At 38.1% G+C, this 19,573-nt stretch carries 20 protein-coding genes; 7 read left to right on the top strand and 13 right to left on the bottom strand.

Annotated features, from left to right (window positions below):
• The first annotated feature begins 6 nt into the window (after positions 1-6).
• Complete coding sequence (ftsZ, locus tag H5117_RS03865; RefSeq protein ID WP_154903867.1) at positions 7-1,242, top strand: cell division protein FtsZ; 1,236 nt, start codon at positions 7-9, stop codon at positions 1,240-1,242.
• 106 nt (positions 1,243-1,348) lie between these two features.
• Positions 1,349-2,260 carry a UDP-3-O-acyl-N-acetylglucosamine deacetylase gene (gene lpxC, locus H5117_RS03860; RefSeq protein ID WP_182736227.1) on the top strand — a complete coding sequence of 304 codons (912 nt, stop codon included), beginning with the start codon at positions 1,349-1,351 and terminating at the stop codon, positions 2,258-2,260.
• Between the two features lie 81 nt (positions 2,261-2,341).
• Here the strand turns inward: lpxC and yjjG are convergent, their stop codons facing one another.
• From yjjG to H5117_RS03845, 3 genes are all read right to left on the bottom strand, one after another.
• On the bottom strand, positions 2,342-3,016 hold the full coding sequence (gene yjjG, locus H5117_RS03855; RefSeq protein WP_182711439.1) for a pyrimidine 5'-nucleotidase: 675 nt from the start codon (positions 3,014-3,016) through the stop codon (positions 2,342-2,344).
• 13 nt (positions 3,017-3,029) lie between these two features.
• Positions 3,030-3,575 (bottom strand): inosine/xanthosine triphosphatase, encoded by a 546-nt coding sequence (yjjX, locus tag H5117_RS03850; RefSeq protein ID WP_100218333.1) that lies wholly within the window; start codon positions 3,573-3,575, stop codon positions 3,030-3,032.
• Positions 3,576-3,638: 63 nt separating this feature from the next.
• Positions 3,639-4,538 (bottom strand): phosphoribulokinase, encoded by a 900-nt coding sequence (locus H5117_RS03845; RefSeq protein ID WP_002958002.1) that lies wholly within the window; start codon positions 4,536-4,538, stop codon positions 3,639-3,641.
• A 157-nt stretch (positions 4,539-4,695) separates the two neighbouring features.
• Between H5117_RS03845 and H5117_RS03840 the strand changes: the two genes are divergently transcribed.
• Together H5117_RS03840 and H5117_RS03835 are read left to right on the top strand one after the other, a co-directional pair.
• Positions 4,696-5,571, top strand: coding sequence for a hypothetical protein (locus H5117_RS03840; protein ID WP_058154159.1), 876 nt, complete (start codon positions 4,696-4,698; stop codon positions 5,569-5,571).
• A gap of 75 nt (positions 5,572-5,646) precedes the next feature.
• Positions 5,647-6,012: a hypothetical protein gene (locus H5117_RS03835; protein WP_007376965.1), complete on the top strand. Its 366-nt coding sequence runs from the start codon at positions 5,647-5,649 to the stop codon at positions 6,010-6,012.
• Between the two features lie 82 nt (positions 6,013-6,094).
• Here the strand turns inward: H5117_RS03835 and H5117_RS03830 are convergent, their stop codons facing one another.
• The 6 genes from H5117_RS03830 to H5117_RS03805 form a co-directional block, all read right to left on the bottom strand.
• Complete coding sequence (locus tag H5117_RS03830) at positions 6,095-8,668, bottom strand: M1 family metallopeptidase (protein WP_182736225.1); 2,574 nt, start codon at positions 8,666-8,668, stop codon at positions 6,095-6,097.
• A gap of 148 nt (positions 8,669-8,816) precedes the next feature.
• Positions 8,817-9,497 (bottom strand): hypothetical protein, encoded by a 681-nt coding sequence (locus H5117_RS03825; RefSeq protein ID WP_138488564.1) that lies wholly within the window; start codon positions 9,495-9,497, stop codon positions 8,817-8,819.
• 99 nt (positions 9,498-9,596) lie between these two features.
• Positions 9,597-9,947, bottom strand: a complete 351-nt coding sequence (locus H5117_RS03820; RefSeq protein ID WP_002958007.1) for a DUF2750 domain-containing protein — start codon at positions 9,945-9,947, stop codon at positions 9,597-9,599.
• 17 nt (positions 9,948-9,964) lie between these two features.
• A complete protein-coding gene (locus tag H5117_RS03815) occupies positions 9,965-10,543 on the bottom strand; it encodes a glutathione S-transferase family protein (protein ID WP_024605976.1) in 579 nt (192 codons plus the stop codon).
• A 64-nt stretch (positions 10,544-10,607) separates the two neighbouring features.
• The gene (locus H5117_RS03810) at positions 10,608-10,889 is read right to left on the bottom strand and encodes a peptidylprolyl isomerase (RefSeq protein ID WP_002958009.1); all 282 of its coding nucleotides are present in this window, start codon (positions 10,887-10,889) and stop codon (positions 10,608-10,610) included.
• Between the two features lie 86 nt (positions 10,890-10,975).
• Positions 10,976-11,551: a glutathione peroxidase gene (locus tag H5117_RS03805; protein ID WP_182694709.1), complete on the bottom strand. Its 576-nt coding sequence runs from the start codon at positions 11,549-11,551 to the stop codon at positions 10,976-10,978.
• An 81-nt stretch (positions 11,552-11,632) separates the two neighbouring features.
• On the opposite strand from H5117_RS03805, the gene H5117_RS03800 reads away from it, so the two are divergent.
• The 3 genes from H5117_RS03800 to H5117_RS03790 all read left to right on the top strand — a co-directional run bounded on the left by H5117_RS03800 (position 11,633) and on the right by H5117_RS03790 (position 15,417).
• Entirely contained in the window at positions 11,633-12,121 is a 489-nt protein-coding gene (locus tag H5117_RS03800; protein ID WP_039485299.1) for a GNAT family N-acetyltransferase, read from the top strand.
• A gap of 119 nt (positions 12,122-12,240) precedes the next feature.
• The gene (locus tag H5117_RS03795) at positions 12,241-14,235 is read left to right on the top strand and encodes an ATP-binding protein (protein ID WP_182711443.1); all 1,995 of its coding nucleotides are present in this window, start codon (positions 12,241-12,243) and stop codon (positions 14,233-14,235) included.
• A gap of 54 nt (positions 14,236-14,289) precedes the next feature.
• Complete coding sequence (locus tag H5117_RS03790) at positions 14,290-15,417, top strand: PleD family two-component system response regulator (protein WP_182693580.1); 1,128 nt, start codon at positions 14,290-14,292, stop codon at positions 15,415-15,417.
• A gap of 34 nt (positions 15,418-15,451) precedes the next feature.
• Here H5117_RS03790 and queG read toward each other — a convergent pair whose 3' ends face one another.
• The 4 genes from queG to H5117_RS03770 all read right to left on the bottom strand — a co-directional run bounded on the left by queG (position 15,452) and on the right by H5117_RS03770 (position 19,485).
• Positions 15,452-16,585 (bottom strand): tRNA epoxyqueuosine(34) reductase QueG, encoded by a 1,134-nt coding sequence (gene queG / locus H5117_RS03785; protein WP_024594635.1) that lies wholly within the window; start codon positions 16,583-16,585, stop codon positions 15,452-15,454.
• Between the two features lie 66 nt (positions 16,586-16,651).
• A complete protein-coding gene (locus tag H5117_RS03780) occupies positions 16,652-17,872 on the bottom strand; it encodes a methyl-accepting chemotaxis protein (protein WP_002958016.1) in 1,221 nt (406 codons plus the stop codon).
• Between the two features lie 45 nt (positions 17,873-17,917).
• Positions 17,918-18,622 carry a glycerophosphodiester phosphodiesterase family protein gene (locus tag H5117_RS03775; RefSeq protein ID WP_024599309.1) on the bottom strand — a complete coding sequence of 235 codons (705 nt, stop codon included), beginning with the start codon at positions 18,620-18,622 and terminating at the stop codon, positions 17,918-17,920.
• A complete protein-coding gene (locus H5117_RS03770; RefSeq protein ID WP_024594632.1) occupies positions 18,619-19,485 on the bottom strand; it encodes a DMT family transporter in 867 nt (288 codons plus the stop codon). The genes H5117_RS03775 and H5117_RS03770 overlap by 4 nt, the downstream gene beginning before the upstream one ends.
• Positions 19,486-19,573 lie beyond the last annotated feature (88 nt).

Below are 19,573 nucleotides of genomic sequence, written 5' to 3'. Positions count from 1 at the left end.
GTAAACATGTTTGATATAATGGAACAACACAGCGAAGAAGCTGTAATAAAAGTAATCGGCGTGGGCGGTGGTGGCGGTAACGCTGTTGAGCACATGGTAAAACAACAAATAGAAGGCGTGCGTTTTATAGCCGCTAATACGGATGCGCAAGCATTACGTAACTCTGCTGCCGATATTACAGTTCAACTAGGCACGCAAATAACCTCTGGGTTAGGTGCGGGCGCAAACCCTGAAGTAGGCCGTAAGTCGGCTGAAGAAGATGCAGATACAATTCGTGCCAGCCTTGAAGGCGCCGATATGGTATTTATTGCAGCCGGTATGGGCGGTGGTACAGGTACTGGTGCTGCACCGGTAGTTGCTAAAATTGCTAAAGAACTCGGTATTTTAACCGTTGCAGTTGTAACACGTCCTTTTGATTTTGAAGGTAAAAAACGTGCAGCAGCCGCTGAACAAGGCATTAATGAATTGTCAGAAATTGTAGATTCACTTATTACAATTCCTAACAATAAATTGCTTAAAGTTTTAGGGAAAGGGACTACACTTCTAGATGCCTTCGCTAAAGCTAATGACGTATTATTTGGTGCGGTACAAGGTATAGCAGAGCTAATTACACGTTCTGGTTTAATTAACGTGGATTTCGCCGATGTTAGAACAGTAATGTCTGCAATGGGTACTGCAATGATGGGAACGGCGTCTGCGTCAGGTCCTGATCGTGCACAAGAAGCTGCAGAAGCAGCTATCTCAAGCCCACTACTAGAAGACGTTGATTTAACAGGTGCTAAAGGTATCTTAGTTAATATTACCGCTGGTATGGACATTGCGATTGAAGAATTTGAAATTGTTGGTAATCACGTTAAAGCACTTGCGTCAGAAAACGCAACGGTTGTTGTTGGTGCGGTAATCGATCCAGAAATGACTGATGAGCTACGTGTAACGGTTGTTGCAACTGGTTTAGGCGGCGATCGTCGTCCACAGTTTGGTATTGTTGATAACGGCTTTAAAAAAGCATCAGGTTCTGATGTTGCAAGCACATCAAACCAAACGAGCAGCATGTACGTACCAAGTTTTGCAAGCCAAGATACAAACGCTGAAGAAAATACGACTAAAGAGCAAGCGCAAAGCAAAGAAAAAGCGCCTTCAACGAGTTCAAGTTCTTCAGCGCAAAATAGTAAAAAAGCAGATAAATCAGAAGGTGGTGATTATTTTGATATTCCCGCTTTTTTACGTAAGCAGGCAGATTAACATTTAATAATACTTTTGTTTGAAATATGTACAAATATTGAAAGGCAAAAGGATTTATGTTAAAATCCGCCGTCTAACTGTAACTGATTTAAAAGTGAGCATACCTATGATTAAACAGCGTACGATTGCACAAGTAGTCAAAGCCATAGGAATTGGACTTCATAAAGGTGAGAAGGTCACAATAACTCTCCGACCTGCGAGCGCAAATACTGGGATTGTATTTCGTCGTGTCGACCTTGATCCGGTTGTTGATTTTGAAACAACACCTGAAGCCGTTGGTGATACGCAGTTGTGTACCTGTTTAATTAACAAAGATGGTGTTCGCTTATCAACTACTGAGCATCTTATTGCAGCTGTTGCTGCAATGGGCATTGATAATCTAATTGTAGAATTGGACAACTCAGAAGTGCCGATTATGGATGGTAGTGCATTACCATTCATATATCTGTTACAAAAAGGCGGAATTGAAGAACAAAACGTTGCTAAACGCTTTATCCGTATTAAAGAAAAAGTACGCATTGAAGAAGATGGTAAGTGGGCTGAAGTTGAACCATATGATGGTTTTCATATCGACTTTGAGATTGCATTTAACCACCCAGCTATCAATGAAAGTCGCCAACGTATTGGGTTGGATATAACAACGCAAAGCTTTATTGAAGAAATTAGCCGTGCGCGTACTTTTGGATTTATGAAAGATATTGAATACATGCATGCAAACAACCTAGCGCTAGGTGGTAGCATGGATAGTGCTGTGGTACTTGATGAATTCAAAGTTTTAAATCCTAATGGCTTACGTTATAGCGATGAGTTTGTTAAGCACAAGATATTAGACTGTGTTGGTGACATGTTTATGACAGGTCATAACCTTTTGGGTAAAGTAACTGCATTTAAATCGGGTCATGATTTAAATAATAAATTACTACGTAAAATTATGGCTACAGAGTCAGCATGGGAGTGGGCAACATTTGAAACGCCTGTGACGATGCCTGCACCCGGTCTTGAGTTAGCTCCAGCCTAAAAGCAGTAAAAGAACAGCTCACAAACAGTTATAAAAAATGACGCTAATTAGCGTCATTTTTTTTGCGTAAAATTTACTCTATTATAACTCTAAAAGAGCTTGTAACTGATTTAAATGAGTTACTGTATAGGTTGGTTTTATTCCATCGGCTAATTGCTCACCAGGGTGTTGTAACCAGCAAGTATCAATACCTGCATTGTTGCCGCCAAGTATGTCGCTTGCAGCAGTATCACCCACCATAAGTATCTCGCTTTTATCTGGGTTACCCATTAGCTCAAATGTGTGCTCAAAAATCGCTTTATTTGGTTTTGCTATACCCACAAGTTCAGATATTACTAACCATTCAAACATATCTTTTAAGCCAGTATGCTCAAGGCGTACGGTTTGTAAGCGGGCAAATCCGTTAGTAATAATACCTAATCGAGCATTTGGCTTAAGTTTATTTAAAAGCTCAATAGCACCAGGTAATGGCTCGCAAATTTGCGCCATAGCATCTAAAAAAGCATCGTTTAGCTCTTTTGCGGGCACATTAAGTTTTGAAGCCCATTCATTAAAGCGTGTTACTTGTAAGTAATCTGCGCTAATAGTGCCATTTTGATAATCAACCCACAGCTGCTTATTGGTTTTTTGATAATGAATATAGTCGTCTTGGCTAAAATCTACGTTGTAAGCTTTAAACATGCGAGTCATGCCCGCTAAAATATCAAACCTAAATAAGGTTTCGTCTGCATCAAACAATACATAGTTGTATTTCATTAAACTTCCTAAATTAATTTGTTTGGCTGTAGAGATCTACGTGTAGAAAGGGCGCCATAGCTAAAGTGAGTGCTTGTGTATAGGTGCTTTCGCGCGTGGCATGATTGTTTGTAAGTAACCCAATAGCGCCCCCTTTTTGTTTAACGTTGGTGGTATTAAATGCTTTGTCCATTACATCGCCAAGCTCTTCGCCATTAAGTAATGCGTTATAAAGCACTTGAGGCAAGGGGAGGTTGCTGCTGCGCCCTACAACCTGATTTAAGGCATTATCAATAACTACGTAAGCAAAGGTTGCTGCACCATAGCTAAATTGCTCTGCACCGCCTTCCATTGCCACGTAGTAGTGAGCTTGGTAATGCTCTTTGCAATAATTAACACGGTTTTGTGCGCCAACACGTGTTTCTTCTTCGCCAATAGGTTGATCTGGCACATTGGATGGAGCATCAACACCTTGGCAATCAATTTCATGTTCAGGGAAATACATTGCAAAAATATGTTTAGCAGCGTTAATTTTTACAGGGTTTTTAGAACCCACAATAATTTTTAATGAGTACAACACAATGTCCCTTATTGTTACTAAAATCAGCAGTGTACGTGAGAGAGCTCAATCTTAGAAGAGGAGTTAAATAGGTATATCCAAAGGTGCTAAGTTTTCCAGTGCACGCTTTTTCAAAATAATATCTTTAATAAGTGGAGTAAGAACCAGCTCCATAGCTAAGCCCATTTTGCCCCCTGGTACTACAAGCGTATTAATACGAGACATAAAACTGCCTTCGATCATCCGTAAATAATAAGGAAAATCAACATCATCAATCCCCCTAAAGCGAATAACTACAAAGCTTTCATCAAGAGATGGAATATCTTTGGCGCTAAATGGGTTTGATGTATCAACGGTCGGCACGCGTTGAAAATTAATATGGGTACGAGAAAACTGCGGGGTAATATGATTTATATAGTCATCCATACTGCGCACAATAGAGCCCATAACCGCTTCGCGAGAATGGCCTCGTTCGGATGTATCGCGTATTAATTTTTGAATCCATTCAAGGTTAATAATTGGAACCATGCCTATTAATAAATCGACATGCTTTGCAACGTCTACATCTTGATCAACTACACCACCGTGTAACCCTTCATAAAACAAAATGTCAGTATTATGGTCAAGATCTTGCCAAGGTGTAAATGTACCTGGTAATTGATTGTACGGAACGGCTTCATCAAAGGTATGTAAGTAGCGGCGTAACTTTCCTTGACCTGTTTCGCTATAGTTTTCGAACAGCGTTTTTAAAGCGCCAAAGTCATTGGCCTCTCGGCCAAAGTAACTAATATGTTTACCTTCTTGTTGTGCTTCTCGAACTTTTTTATCCATTTCGGGGCGAGTGTAACGATGAAAGCTATCTCCTTCGACAAAAGCCGCTTGAATATTAAGGCTACGGAAAATATGTTTAATTGCATTCGTTGTGGTGGTTGTACCCGCACCAGATGAACCCGTAATCGCAATAATAGGATTTTTAGCTGACATGTTAATTCTCTTTTTTAGGACCAGGTTTTATAACCAGACTAAACTTAACATTATTTTAAGTCGTTTGGGTATCTTAAGAGTTGACTGACTTAGCTCAAGTGACGCCATCAGCAAATAACGTTATCATGAGGTGCTTAAAATTAAAACGAGAGAAAGCATGAAACTTATTAAACCATTACTTGGATTATTTTCTATAGCAGCGCTGAGCCCGATAGTGGTGCAGGCTAGCATGCCAAAAAGCCAAGTATTACTTGCTGATTTAAATACACCTTTCGGGGTACAAGTTAGTATTGTGAGCGATAAAAATAGTTATAACAACCAACCGCACTTAACAAGTACAGGTTTATACTTTACTCATGAAGTAATTAATAAAGGGCAAAGCCAAACTGATATTGCTTATTATGATTTCACGTCAAAAAAAGTTACCAATATAACTAACTCTCCCGTAAGCGAATACTCACCAACAGTTATGCCAAGTGGTGATGCGATATCAGCGATTGTTGTAGAAGCTGACGGTAAGCAAAAATTGTGGCAATACCCACTCAAAAATGAAGATGCGCCACGTCGTATTTTTGATTGGATTGAACCTGTTGGATACCATGCATGGGGTGTCCAAAATGATTTAGTGATGTTTATTTTAGGAAAGCCTCACACGCTCCAATATACTTCTGTTGCACAAGCGAAGGGGGAAATAGCTGCCAGTAATATTGGCCGAACGCTTATTTATAACAACTCAATGGCTGCATTTTTATTTAGTTACACTAAAAACGAGCAACACATTTTAGCGAGTTTTAATCCACAAGATAAACAAGTTGAAGATCTATTAAGGTTACCGGCTCAAGTTCAAGATTTTATTTTAAAAGATAATGCGACCATTGCTTATGCTATTAAAAACCGCGTTTATCAGCGTAAACTTGATGGAAGTGATGAAGTATCGCAATGGCTTAATTTAAGCACCTACTGCGAAACAAATATAACAAGAATGAGTTACAACAATGAAAAACTCGCTTTTGTATGTGATATAACAAAGTGAAGCAGACAAATAAATTCAGATTTTATTGTGTGTATGCGTTAATCTAATACGCAAATTAACTAATAGGGATTACACGTGGCTTATAGTGCAGACGAGCTGACAGAACAGCTCATTAAATTACAGTGCAGAAGTAATTTTAAGATTAAAAATATTGCAGAGTACATGTTAGTAAACTCTAAAGAAGCATTTTATACCCACAGCGAAAGCGGCAAGGGTAAAATAGTAATTCGCCCAGCATTTGAAGTGTTTAGCGATGATTTTAATGATATTGATGGCGTGACGCGTGCGCAAGGGTACTTCCATAGCAGTGAGATGACACGCTTTCCTACGCGCATTTTTAAAAGCGCTCAACCTATTCACTACGGTGTTGCGTTTAAAATAAATTCTGAGCAAGCAGCCAAAGATTTTATAGCCAAGCTAACTATGATTATTGGTAATTAATAAAGCAAAAATATAAACGTAAAAAGCCGCTGAATTTATTTTCAGCGGCTTTTGTATTTTTATAGCTCAATAAACCTAATAATTACTTACTTTTTAAAAAGCTATTAACCGATTCAAGTTCACGTGTTTTAAGCGTGATACAATCGTTTGTGCTTTCTTCAAGCTTACTTAATGTACGAGCGTAACCAGCTACATCAGCTACTTTTTCGTTAAAGAAGGTTTTTGTTGTCGCTAAACTTTCTGCATCACAGCTTGCAGTTGTAAAGTACGGCAAGTTAGGTATAAAGAACGGCGGTAAGCTTGCTGTTACTTTATCGTAGTTACTGTAAACCCAATCAATAAATAATGCTTGGCGCTCATCTGTGTAACTTTGACCTGACAAAATAGTACGCATGTCAGATGCCGTTACTTCATCCGTTAAGCTATAAGCTAATACCGCTTTTTGTAACTCAGGTTTACCAAAAAAGCCCATAGCTGCAAGCATGTTTGTGCGTACTTGCGGATCTTTAGTCGTTTTAAACGTTGTCATGAATTGATCAAGCAGCGCTTTGTCACCATGAAAAGCAGCAAGAGTTAAGTACGTACCCGCTAAGTATGGGTCTACCTTTTGTGGATCATTTAAATAAACCTGCGTTTGTTCTTTGGCTTTATTGATGACGTTTTGATCTTCACCATCAAAACCTAAGCGTGATACAACGGCTGCACGAAGTTGTGCAATAGCACCATCTTCACCCGCTTTTGCTTCTAAACCATATTTTTTAGCAGCAGGCGTTACTGCACCGCGAATAAATTCAGGCCATAGGTCTTTATTGCTATCGTCTTTAAAAGTGCGCTGTTGCGACACTAAGTAACCTAGTGCGGTATTTGCTACGCGAGGGTGGCTATCGCTTACGAACACTTCAAGTGTTTGCATTAACTTAGCAGCAGATATAACACCAGCATCAAGTAGCGCATCAGTAGCAGATAGTAACGCTAAGCGTTCACGGTCACTCAGTACGCTTGGCGCCTTTTTAACAAGTGCGCTAAATTGTGCATCATCCATTACCCAGCGGTAGTAGCCTAATGCACCTTGGTCGGGATAAATCCACTCTGGTTCAAAGTCTAAATCTAGTGTTTGGCTTTGTTTATTAAGTAATACGTTTGCTGTTTTCACTTTATCGCCAGCACCATATTTAATTGCCACCGGTACATTCCATAACTGCTCTGGCGCATCAACGCCTGCGTTTACAAAGCGGCTTTGTGAAATAGTTACTTTGCTACCTTGTTGAGTTACTTTAACTAGTGGGAAAGAAGATTGCTCAATAAACGATTTTAAAACACTCGCTACGTCTTTATTTGACGCTTTACCAAGTGCTTTCCATAAGTCGGCCGCTTCAGCATTTTTATATGAAAACTCTTTTAAGTAGCTTTGAATACCTTTTTGAAATGCATCTTCGCCAATCCAGTTTTCAACCATAGCAAGTACTGAGCTGCCTTTACTGTAAGCAAGACCTAAACCGTCCATAATGTCGGCTTCAGTTTTAATTGGCTTACGAATAGGCTTGGTGCTTAGGCGTGCATCAAGTGCCATTACGTTGTTTTGTGGCAGGTCTAAGTGCGATTCAAACTCAGGGTTAAGCTGTTTAGTAATTTTTGCAGCCATCCAGCTAGCAAATGCTTCGTTTAACCATAAGTCGTTCCACCATTTCATGGTTACTAAATTACCGTACCATTGGTGAGCAAGTTCATGAGCAATAATTGATACATTACGCTGTTTTTTACTGCGTGTTGCTGCAGCTAAATCAACTAATAAAATATCTTCTCGGTAGGTTACTAAGCCTGAGTTTTCCATTGCGCCAAATGGAAACTCTGGTACCGCTACTGAGTCTAATTTTTTGTAAACGTAAGGAATACCAAAATACGCTTCAAGTGCGCCTAGTACTTTTGGCATGTTTTCTTTTGCGTATTGGGCTAAGTGAATTTTACCTTGAGGGGTAATTACACGACCAGGAATTGGCATGCCTTTAATATCTAATTCTTCAAATGGGCCAACAGCCATCGCGACTAAGTATGAAGGAATTGGCGGCGTTTTATCAAAAAAGTGTGTGGTCATATCGCCATCAACCGTTGTTTTTAGTTCTGGCGTATTTGAATATACTTTTTGTGATGTAGGCGCGGTAATCGTTAACTGAAATGGAATTTTGTAACTTGGCTCATCAAAAACAGGAAATGCACGGCGTGCATCACTCATTTCAAATTGAGTAAATAAGTAAGGTGTGCCTTGGTCTAACGTTTTGTATAAACCAACACTTTGACGGTTATATGGCGCTGAAAAATCAACTTTAAGGGTGTATTTACCTGGTTGAATTTGCTCATCACAGCTAAATTTAACTTTACCTGTTTTAAGCATTTCGTTGTTTAAGTCACAGTTTTCGTCGCCAAGCAGTTGCGCCATTTTAACAGCGTAAGCTACGCCATTTAATTCAATGTATTTTGTTGGTTTTAGTACTTCTAGGGAAATCTCAGTCATCCCTGTGAATGTATCTTGGCTCGGATCGAGTGTTAACGATACCTGTTGTGAACTTGGTTTTGCGAGTTTTTCAATAACGAATTCGTTAGCGTTTGCAGCACCCATTGCCAAAGCAACGCTCACTGTTAAGAGGCTTTTAAGAAACATAGTGATCCCTAGATTGTTGTTGTTAGAAACTACCCTAAATAGGCTTTTTTATGCTCATATTATTAGGGGGTTAGATATCCTAACAGTTTTTTTTAATAGAGTAATTGATTATAACGATGACTTTAAGGGGAAATAGTAACAAAGTTTGTCAGTGGCTTTCGCGTGTTATAAAACGCTGCCAATGCAGGTGTGAGTTAATAATACGTATTTTTTGGATCACGTTATTTAATAAAAGCACGTCCTTAAATTCATTATGTGGGTATTCGTTAAATCCCATGAGATAATTAAAGGCGTCTTTAGAGTTGGCTTGCAGAGCATGTATACGCACTTGTTGCTCAAAGTTAAGACGAAGGCTGCTTATGGCTGTTTTCATACCGAGTTGATCAACGTTTGGTATATCACACTTTTGTAAATAGCCGGCTCGCTCACCTTCACCTGAAAACCAAATACGGACTTTTTCACTGTATCTGCCAGTTTTAGCGGGTAAGTCGAACATTAATCGTTGTTGATTTTGTGATTTTATGAATGCTAAATATTCATTAAACCCGGCATCTATAAGTGCCTGATGCACTGGAACTAAGCGAGGTTTTATCTTACCGTGAGTATGAAAATTAAAACATAAGACATCTTTTTCAAGGGACAGATCATCAAGCGTTAGATAGCCAATTTCATCGCTATATGCACCACTGTAGTATGCAATTAGAGGAAGCCAAAAATGCCAGTGTTTTGGTTGCTCACGTGCAACTTTAAAATCACCGTATATATATCCATTATAAAGAGTGTGCAGTTCCATGGCTGAAAAGGGCCGGCGACCAAGATGGGTTTTCAACGTAATACCTTGAAAATAATGATGTGTTTTATTTTATACCCAACTAGCAGTAGATGCTAGTCGGGTTTTATCCGCTCTTAAAATAAAGCGTATAAAGTATTATTCACTTAATGCGCGAGCTAAACCAGTAGGTTCAATCTCTGTACATACTTGGTCATCATTCCAGTTAATGCCAACAAGTGCGTTATCTTCATTTAAATCTTCAACCCATGCATCTAAAAATTCATCAAGATTTATTTCTACAGGGCTGTAGTCTTTCCACTCTTCTTTACATTGCGCTTTAGCTGCTTCTTCACTTTCCCAAAGCAGTAGTACGTCAGTTTCGTCAAATTGGTTAGAATCGCACACTACAAAGCCATTATCTTCTGCACCAAGTGCCCAAATTACTTCGCTAACACGTACTTTTTCTACAAAGTTAACTAGTTGTGATTCAATTTCGATATCGCTCATGTGTTTACCTTTTTAAATTAGTGACGAGGATTAGTATCTATTGCTGCTTGACGCTTGCCATATTGCTTATGAAAAGCAACAAGCTCTGAATACTGACTAAAGTCAGTTAATTCACGAAAGCAAATCCAATCAAGCAGGCAGTATAAACTGATGTTGAGGTATTCACAGCTTTTAAATTCTTCATCGCTTAAATGGGTATTTAAAAAGCTTAATGTTTGTTCAATTCGTTCGTTTTGCAAATTAAAAAAGAGTTTATCGCTTTTGGTGTCAAATCCAGAGCGTTCACATAGCAGCATTTCTACTAGCGAATCGTTACAGGCATTTATAGTCGTAAGTAAGTGCTCTTGCGGCCACGTTAGTTTTGGTTGACCTGTTTTTTCAAGTAAATAGCGCAATATAGAATTAGAGTCACTAAGTGTTAAGTCGCCATCTACCAGAATGGGAATCTTTCGAGCTGGATTTTTACTGGCCATAGTAGGGCGATCTTGCTCAGAAAATATATCAAGACTCACAAGCTCTAGTTTACAGTTGTTTTGTTGTGCCCAAATTCTAATTCGGCGCACGTAAGGTGAAGGTACAGAACCAATTAATTGCATAATTACTCCATAAAAAAGCCGCATAAGCGGCTTTTATAAAACGTTACTTACGATACAGTTAAATTTATTCTGAACGGCTAGTAACTTCAAGTAAATGATAACCAAATTGAGTTTGCACAGGGCCTTGTACTTGGTTAATTGGAGCTGAAAACACAACTTTATCAAACTCTGGAACCATCATACCAGGACCAAACTCACCAAGAGCACCGCCATCTTGACCTGATGGGCAGTTTGAATGCGCTTTGGCTAATTCAGCAAAGTCTTCGCCTTGCTCAATTTTTGTTTTTAAGTCTAAGCATTGTGCTTCACTGTCTACAAGTATATGTCGTGCGCTTGCTACTGTCATAAAATCTCCCGAGTATAGTGTGGTGTTTTTTTAACCGAATTAAAATATCATTCTAGTTAGTTTCAACTAATTGTACCAGTATAAACTTATTTATCAGAAAGCACAGTTTCAATTGCAGCAATCATTTGTTCTGAATCAGGTGCTGCTTTGCTGTTAAACCGTAAAACCGTCTCACGATCAGCAGACACTAAGTACTTATAAAAGTTCCAATTTGGAGAGCTAGTTTGCTCATTCAAATATTTAAAAATTGGATTCGCTTTACTACCACGCACTTCGCTTGTAGCAAACATAGGAAAGGTTACACCATAATTTACAAAGCATACTTTTGCAGTTTCTTTTTCACTATCCTCTTCTTGAAAAAAATCATCAGAAGGGAACCCTAATACGACTAAACCTTGTTCTTTGTATCGTTGATATAGCGCTTCAAGGCCTTTAAATTGGGGTGTAAAACCACAGTTGCTTGCCGTGTTTACTATTAATAAAGGCTTATTTTTAAATTGGCATAAATTAATAGATTCTTTTGAGCGAAGCTTTCGAACATCGACATTGGTAAAATCTTGACAGTCTTGGGTAGAGGTTTGGTTAATAGTTGATGATGTTTCAGCGTGGAGTGGGGCATTAATAAATAAAGCCATTAATCCTATTATAATTTTTTTTAGCATTACATTACCTAAACTTTTCAATTGTTTGATTGGATAATCATACGCTAATATGAAACAAATTGATCAACCTTTGAATGACCTATGACAACCCGTTTAGCAACTATTGATGATCTTAATGAAATTGTAGCCATTTATAACGAAACCATTGCAGGGCGAATGGTAACTGCAGATACCGAAGAAGTTACTGTTGACGAAAAGCGTGACTGGTTTAATAGCCATAACGATAAAAGGCCTATTTATGTTTACTGCGAAAATAACCAAGTACTTGCTTGGGTAAGTTATAAATCGTTTTATGGGCGTCCTGCTTACGATGGCACAGTAGAGATGAGCATTTACATTACCCGTAAAGCACAAGGTAAAGGGCTTGGTAAAAAGCTAATGATATTTGCTCAAACACAAGCTAAGCAATTAAATATTAAAGTATTGCTTGGTTTTATTTTTAGTCATAATTTACCCAGTGTTAAATTATTTAAGCATTTTGATTTTGAAATATGGGGCGAGTTACCAAGCGTTGCCATAATGGATAACAAGCCCTACAGCCTGACTATTTTTGGAAAGCATCTTAAATAAACTGTTTTTTGAAAGCTTGTAATATTTTTTTACAAAATAACGATAGGGCTTTATGCCAATTAAATAAAAATAGACTACGCTATTAGGATATTAAGTTTATTAATTTGAAGTGTGGCTTGATGATTCGAAAAATATTAATTATTGATAGTAGTAGTGTCATCGCGATGCGTGTGAAAGTGCTTTTAGAATTAATAGGGTGTGAGGTCGAATTAATTCATTTCAGCATGCTAGACATGTATACCAATATAGGCGATTACGACTTAGTTGTTGTTGCCCATGGTGTGCCTGTTGATTCTATAAAACCGCTTGTAAGCGAAGTAGCGCAAGAGCGCTTTATGCTGCTTGCGCCAAAAGCACAAAGCGGTGAACAACTAACTGCGTTTAGCGAGCTAAATCATATTGCGCCTGACGCAACCGTGGTCTACCCATTTTTTTCTAATAAAGAAATTACTTCTCTTTTAGAGAGCCTATTAGAATTAGGCTCTAACCATATTTTGCAATTACCTACTATTTTACTCGTCGACCATGTTCCTGAACGTCTCGAAAAAATGAAAAATAGCTTAATCGGTGCTCATATCGAGACTCATACTGCAACAACCTCCGCAGAAGCTTTAGAAATTAGTAAAGAAAAGCAAATAGATATACTGATAAGCGATTTTATTTTAGATGACGGAACAGGTTTAGGAATTTTTTCAAATTTAAAAGTAACCCAACCGCATTGTCGTTGTTTGTTATTTACCTCACGCCCTGATCAAGTTTCAATGATCGACGCAATTCGTCAAGGTGTAGAAGACGTACTTATTAAACCTTTAAACGATAGCTCACTATTACAATCAATACATAAATTATGGCAAACAGAGTTATTAAAACGTCATAACGCAGAGCTTGTAGAAAGGCTACAAGATACGGTTGATGCCCTAATTGAAAAAGACAGCCTACTTCAGGTTATTTATAAACATACGCCCGATGCAATTATGTTATTTGAAAAGTGCGGTAGAGTGATAGAAGCTAATGATGCTTGCTTGAGACTATTTAACTTACCGTTTAATGAACTCGAAGGTAAATCAGTATTTGATTTTTTAGATGATGATTCAATTTTAGGTATTAAAGATAAGATTTCGACATTAAATAGTAATCGACAATTTAGCTGCGATTTACGTTTATCTAAAACAGCAGGAGGTTATATACCCTTAGTTGGCTCTTTTAATGAGATAGATCACCATGGCGAAATAGCACTTGCGGTCATATTTAAAAATGTAACCCATCTTAAGCAAAAAGAGGATTTATTACTTGAAGCAAAAGATGTTCTTGAAGAGCAAGTAAGAGCGCGTACTTCACAACTCGAGCATGCTAAAAATGTGGCTGAGGCTGCAAACTTAAGTAAATCAGAATTTTTAGCAAACATGTCGCATGAACTTCGAACACCTATGCACTCTATTTTAAGCTTTTCTCGTTTTGGTTTAAGTAAATTAGAAGCGGGAGATTTTGCAAAAGAAAAACTCATTAAGTATTTATCGCGAATAGAGAGTAGTGGTGAGCGTTTACTGTCGTTACTAAATAATTTACTCGACCTATCTAAGCTAGATGTAGGCAAGTTTCCATTTAACCCTCGTCCCTATAATTTAGCGAATATTATTAAAACAAGTATTGATGATGTGTCTGGTACGGCAATGGAAAAAGAAATTGAGATTATATTTACCGCACAGCCATTACCTGTAATTGCACAATGTGATGAAGAGCAAATAAACCAGTTACTTCGAAACGTACTAGGTAACGCACTTAAATTTAGCGAACCTAAAAGTAAAATACGGGTAAATTTAGAGTCAGATAATAAGCTTGCTACTATAGAGGTTACCGATAATGGGGTCGGTATACCAGAAGATGAGTTGGAGCATATTTTTACTAAGTTTGTGCAAAGCAGTAAAACAAATAGTGGTGCTGGTGGCACAGGGTTAGGCCTTGCATTGTGTAGAGAGTTTGTATCTTTACACCAAGGTGAAATCACTGCACGTAACAACGAAAATGGTGGTGCAACTATATCTATACAAGTGCCATTAGAAATAAACTTAGACGAGCATTTAGCTGAAGATCAGTTAATACAACACACTAATTAATTGTTTTTTGGCATACCAAGTAACTTTTTAAAGAATTTGAATGGATGATAAATTATGGCCTTAACTAAAATACTTGCCGTTGATGACGAACCCTTTAACCTTGAAATTATTGAGGAAATTTTAGAGGAGCTTGATTTTGAATTACAAGTAGCAACAAATGGTCCTGAGTGTTTAAACATGGTTGAAGGTTATATGCCTCAGGTTATATTACTCGACGTAAGTATGCCGCAAATGAACGGCTATGAAGTATGTAAAGCACTTAAAGCAAATCCAAATACCGCACACATTATTGTTATGTTTGTTTCTGCTCGCGGCACTGTTGAAGAACGCATGGAAGGCTATTCTGTTGGCGCAGAAGATTATATTGTAAAACCTTTTGGCCATGACGAACTTAAATCTAAGCTTAAAAATTTAAATCAAGTACTCGTTGAAAAGCAAAGTCTAGAAAAGCAAGTTGAAGATGCAACATCAACTGCATTTAATGCAATGGCCAATAGCAGTGAAATGGGGCAAATAGTTAACTACGTTGAAAACATAGGCTTTATTAACGATCCTCAAGAGCTAGGTAAAGCGCTTGTAGATTGTCTGCAGTCTTTTGATTTACAAAGCAATGTAGAATTTAGAGAAAATAATGAAATTAGCCACTTTGCGCTAAACGGCGTGTGTTCACCTATTGTGGTGGAGCTATTTGAAATGCTGAAAAACAAAGGGCGCTTACATGAGTTTTCGCACCGAATTTTAGTTAACTATGAATTGATTAGCTTACTCATTTTAAATATGCCCGATCATGACCCTGATAAGCATGGTCGTATACGCGACCACGTATGTTTTATTGTCAGTGTTACCGAACAGCAGCTACGCGCCATTATGACCAAGAAAATGCTTGAATCACAACGAGCGAAACTTAATGCCGTAGCAAGTACTGTTCATAGTAAGTTTCATAGCTTAATTAGCTTGTTGAATGAAAACCGTCAAAACAACGAAAAAGTGTTTAAACAGTTACAAGAAGAGCTCGAAGAACGTATCCCATCAATGGGACTGGATGAAGATCAGGAGGTGTTTATTTATAAAAAAGTAGATGAAACTATCCAAAACTCAGTAGCAAGAGAAGAGTCTGTTAAACAAGTCAAAGCAGCCTTTACAGAGATAGAACAAGATCTATCGTTACTTTTGAAAAACTAGTTACTTCGCAATATAAAGGTTTACTTAAGCGGTGCTATGCATCCCTTGGTAAGCCTTTTTCTACAATTCTAATTAACCTAGCTGTTTTACGAATTTGTAATCGTTGTTTATCGTTTTGCTGAGCAAGTGCCCATTCAATATGCTCTAAAACAAGTTCGCTGCATATTTGGCTTTTATCTTGTAGGGCATTAATAATAGCGGGGCTGAACTCTGCATTACCTAAACCAACTGCTAAATTACGTAACCAACGTTCGTGGCCAATGCGACGAATAGGGCTGCCTTCGGTGTTTTTTAAAAATGTAGGCTCATCCCAAGCAAACAGCTCAAGTAAATCTTTATCTTTTAATTGAGTGCGAGGATGAAAATCATTTTCGTCAGTTATTTGTCCATAACGATTCCAAGGACATACCAACTGACAATCATCACAACCATAAACACGATTGCCTAATAAAGTTCGGTACTGCTCTGGTATTGGCCCTTGGTGTTCTATGGTTAAATACGATATACATTTACGTGCATCAACAACGTAGGGCTCTACAATTGCACCTGTTGGGCAAAGAGTAATACAAGCAACGCATTTACCGCAGCCTTCAAAGGTGTTTTCTGCATCAATTGGTAGAGGTAAATCAATAAATAGCTCGCCTAAAAAAAACCACGATCCAGCTTCTTGGTTAATTAATAACGAATGCTTACCACGCCACCCTAAGCCGGCTTTTTCGGCAAGTTGACGCTCAAGTACAGGGGCTGAATCTACAAAGGGTCTAAAGCCATACTCGCCAATTTCTTGCTCTATTTTTTGGCCGAGTTTTTTTAAACGATTACGCATTAATTTATGGTAATCGCGACCTAATGCATAGCGGCTTATATATGCTTTTTCTTTATTTTTTAAGGTTTTTGCAAAGCCAGCATCGGGAGGGAGATAATTCATTTTTACGGATATAACACGCTGTGTACCAGGCACTAATTCAGCAGGGCGGGCGCGTTTCATACCGTGGGCAGCCATATAATCCATCGAGCCGTGGTAGCCTGCATCAAGCCAACGTTGCAATTGGGCTTCGTGCTTAGATAAGTCAATATCAGTAATGCCCACTTCGCTAAAGCCAAGCTCTTGCCCCCAGGTTTTTATTTGTAGGGCTAATTTTTCATAGTCTGGGGTAGGGTTGCTCACACGCTTTACACACTTAAATTAATAGCTGCGTAATTTACCATATTTCTCTGAGCCCGAAAACGCTTCTTAGTGCACAAAGCGCTTTAACTGTTGTTGGGTTTGCAAGCTAAGCTGTTGAGATTGCTCGCTATCGGCTAATGCCGTATCTATTTGTTGTTTAGCTTGCTCCCCTAAAGCTACGATTTGCTCTACCGATTGGTGAGTCGTACTTTGTGTGCCCTCAAGCAAATGTACAGCACTGGCTATTTGTTGCAGCTGCTGCTGGTTGTGCTCAAACTCACTAAGCATTTTAGTAAAGCCATCACAGGTTGCACTAATTGAGCTTTGTGCGTTATTAGAGTGAGTCATTAATTGCTCTGACTCTTTATTTGTCTCGTTTACCAAATCATTCATCTGACTTATAAAGTCGCTAATCTGCCTAGTTGCGCCACTTACCTTTATTGAAAGCGTGCGTACTTCGTCTGCAACTACGGCAAATCCTCTGCCAGCTTCACCCGCTCTAGCTGCTTCTATTGCGGCGTTGAGGGCTAACAAATTAGTTTGATCAGAAAACTCTTCAACCATTTTTAAAATACTACGAATGTTTTCACTGTTCTCTTTTAGTCCCGCAATTGTATTTGAAAAGCTACCTAGCATATTAGTAATAAGTTTTACCTGCTCTACTAAAGCAGCGAGTTCTGACGCAGATAGTTTTACAAAGTTAAGGTGTTCATTATTAACGTTATGTACGCTATCTGTATTATTTACTATGTCTTGTAAGCTTTGGGTTATTTGCATACTGGCATTAATAATACTGTGGCTTAGCTGTATTTGTTGCTCACTTGATTGCTCAGTATTTTTCATTGATTCAGTGACTTGTGTATTGCTGTGTGCACTCGCTTGAGCACTGTTATATGTTGTGCTGAGTAACTCACTTAAATGGGCAGTAAATATATTGTATTGTGAACTTAAATCTTTAAATTCGTCATACGAAAAGTGGGGAAGTTTTGCTGCTAAATTTGCATCTTGTTGGTTTATTTCTATCAAAGTATCGCGCATAGCAGTAACAGGGCGAACAATTAAAAAACGCATATAAAAAAGAGTAAAAATAAAACCAGATATAATCACAAGCGTAAGCAGCCAAAATAGCCCTGTACTTTGCTGTTGTTCGCTTAAACTCTGATGCAGCCAAAATAACGTAATTGCTTGGAACAATAATACAAAACTTAAATTACCGACTATTTTACGGGTTAACGTAAAAAAGAATGTTTGCTCTATATAGTTATAAATTTTCATGAAACCACTCATTATGCTCAAGCCCTACGATTGTTATTTAAGTGAGGGGAATGTAAGTTAGCCTTTTTGTAACGACAACAAGTAAGCTTTGGTTCGCGCTGGGTAATTTGTAAAAATTCCGTCTATGCCATACTCAAGCATTAGCGCTATATCTTCTTCCCTATCGACTGTATAAGCATAAATCTTTAGGCCTCTTTTTTTTGCATCCTCTGCAAAGGCCTTATTTATAAAGGTTTTATCTGCATGTACGCTATAAGCGTTTAAATCACTAGCAAACTTTGCATAGTTAATTGGAATAGAAGAAGTAAGGGCGCCTATTTTAAGCCATGGTAGCTTGTTTTTAAGCCACTGTAGTTGATGATGATCAAACGATGATACTAAAATATTGGTTTTCGATATTTTTTTAGCTTCAATGTTTTGTTCTAATTGAGCCACAAACCTTTCTAGTGCAAACGTGTGTTTAAGCTCAATATTTAATAAAGATTTATTGTTATTCCAATCAAACAGCTGCTGAAGAGTAGGAATTTTTTCACCATTTCCAGCATCAAGCTTAGAGAGCTCATGAGCGGTAAAGTTACTCACCCTGCCTTTACCGCTGGTGGTTCTATCAAGCCATGAATCGTGTATTACCATGTAATCATCGAAGGAACTTTGAATATCTACTTCAATACCATCAACACCTACTTTTAACGCTTCTAAAATAGCGCTTTTGGTGTTTTCAGGAAAATCCCCACTGGCACCACGGTGTGCAAATACTTTCATTGTCGAGCCTTTTTAGTGATTGACCACGTTTCAAAACAAGCGGCACTCACTATGAGTGCTCCACCAACTAACGTCATAACAGTAGGACGTTCATGAATAATTACTATAGCCAGTATGGTGCCATAAAGTGGCTGCAAGCAAGAAATTAACCCCGCAGTTGCCGCTGATAGATGCTTTAAACTTGCTGCAAATAACGAGTGCGGTGTAGCTGTAAATATAACACCCGCTACAGCAATTAAAATCAGGTCATGATTACTAACCTCATACACTGGTACTTCTATAAATGCACACAACATAATGCTTGCCACTAAGGTTTGATAAAACATCGTTTGCGGCCCGCCATATTGGCTAAAGTAGCGCTTATGAGTAATGTTTCTTATTGAAAAAAACAATGCTGATATCACACCTGTTATTACACCTAGGGTTACATCATCGCCCAAGTTTGCACTTGGTACTAATAAGTAAATACCTAAAACAACCACCGCTGCACTTATTATATCTTTTGCTTTTGGCCTGCTTTTATTAAATAAGGGTTCTAAAAACACCGTCATTACGGGGTAGCTAAAAAATGCCAGCATTCCAATAGTTATACCGGCCATTTGCATACCAGCAAAATAGGTAACCCAGTGAATACCCACCGCAACACCTAAAAATAACGCAATAAGATAGTCTTTAGGTTTGTTGAGTTTAATTTGTTTTTTTTGAAAATAAAGCATGGCTAAAATAGCCATTCCTGCAATTGCAGTTCTGTAAACGGTAATATCTAAAGCATTTAAACCAATAAGTTTGGCAAATAGAGCGGTCCCGCCAAAAAGTAATACCGCTATGTGTAAATAAATTAAACTTTGTTGCTGAGGCTGCATTTAGTTTCCTTGTTGTACTTTTTGAATATATTAACATTGCTTAAAAATTCTTAAGATGAATTTTTTACCGCATGACAAAAGTCATTAA

Origin of the sequence: Pseudoalteromonas sp. SG45-1, assembly GCF_014164135.1 — a bacterium.
Classification (GTDB): Bacteria; Pseudomonadota; Gammaproteobacteria; order Enterobacterales; family Alteromonadaceae; genus Pseudoalteromonas; species Pseudoalteromonas distincta.
Note: the sequence above shows the minus strand (reverse complement) of the source record. Positions and strands in the feature narration are given on the sequence as shown.

Excerpts from the sequence above, each read along its gene's own strand:
- ftsZ (WP_154903867.1), top strand. The coding sequence starts at position 7 with ATGTTTGATATAATGGAACAACACAGCGAAGAAGCTGTAATAAAAGTA.
- lpxC (WP_182736227.1), top strand. The coding sequence starts at position 1,349 with ATGATTAAACAGCGTACGATTGCACAAGTAGTCAAAGCCATAGGAATT.
- yjjG (WP_182711439.1), bottom strand. The coding sequence starts at position 3,016 with ATGAAATACAACTATGTATTGTTTGATGCAGACGAAACCTTATTTAGG.
- H5117_RS03845 (WP_002958002.1), bottom strand. The coding sequence starts at position 4,538 with ATGTCAGCTAAAAATCCTATTATTGCGATTACGGGTTCATCTGGTGCG.
- H5117_RS03840 (WP_058154159.1), top strand. The coding sequence starts at position 4,696 with ATGAAACTTATTAAACCATTACTTGGATTATTTTCTATAGCAGCGCTG.
- H5117_RS03830 (WP_182736225.1), bottom strand. The coding sequence starts at position 8,668 with ATGTTTCTTAAAAGCCTCTTAACAGTGAGCGTTGCTTTGGCAATGGGT.
- H5117_RS03820 (WP_002958007.1), bottom strand. The coding sequence starts at position 9,947 with ATGAGCGATATCGAAATTGAATCACAACTAGTTAACTTTGTAGAAAAA.
- H5117_RS03815 (WP_024605976.1), bottom strand. The coding sequence starts at position 10,543 with ATGCAATTAATTGGTTCTGTACCTTCACCTTACGTGCGCCGAATTAGA.
- H5117_RS03810 (WP_002958009.1), bottom strand. The coding sequence starts at position 10,889 with ATGACAGTAGCAAGCGCACGACATATACTTGTAGACAGTGAAGCACAA.
- H5117_RS03805 (WP_182694709.1), bottom strand. The coding sequence starts at position 11,551 with ATGCTAAAAAAAATTATAATAGGATTAATGGCTTTATTTATTAATGCC.
- H5117_RS03800 (WP_039485299.1), top strand. The coding sequence starts at position 11,633 with ATGACAACCCGTTTAGCAACTATTGATGATCTTAATGAAATTGTAGCC.
- H5117_RS03795 (WP_182711443.1), top strand. The coding sequence starts at position 12,241 with ATGATTCGAAAAATATTAATTATTGATAGTAGTAGTGTCATCGCGATG.
- H5117_RS03790 (WP_182693580.1), top strand. The coding sequence starts at position 14,290 with ATGGCCTTAACTAAAATACTTGCCGTTGATGACGAACCCTTTAACCTT.
- H5117_RS03780 (WP_002958016.1), bottom strand. The coding sequence starts at position 17,872 with ATGAGTGGTTTCATGAAAATTTATAACTATATAGAGCAAACATTCTTT.
- H5117_RS03775 (WP_024599309.1), bottom strand. The coding sequence starts at position 18,622 with ATGAAAGTATTTGCACACCGTGGTGCCAGTGGGGATTTTCCTGAAAAC.
- H5117_RS03770 (WP_024594632.1), bottom strand. The coding sequence starts at position 19,485 with ATGCAGCCTCAGCAACAAAGTTTAATTTATTTACACATAGCGGTATTA.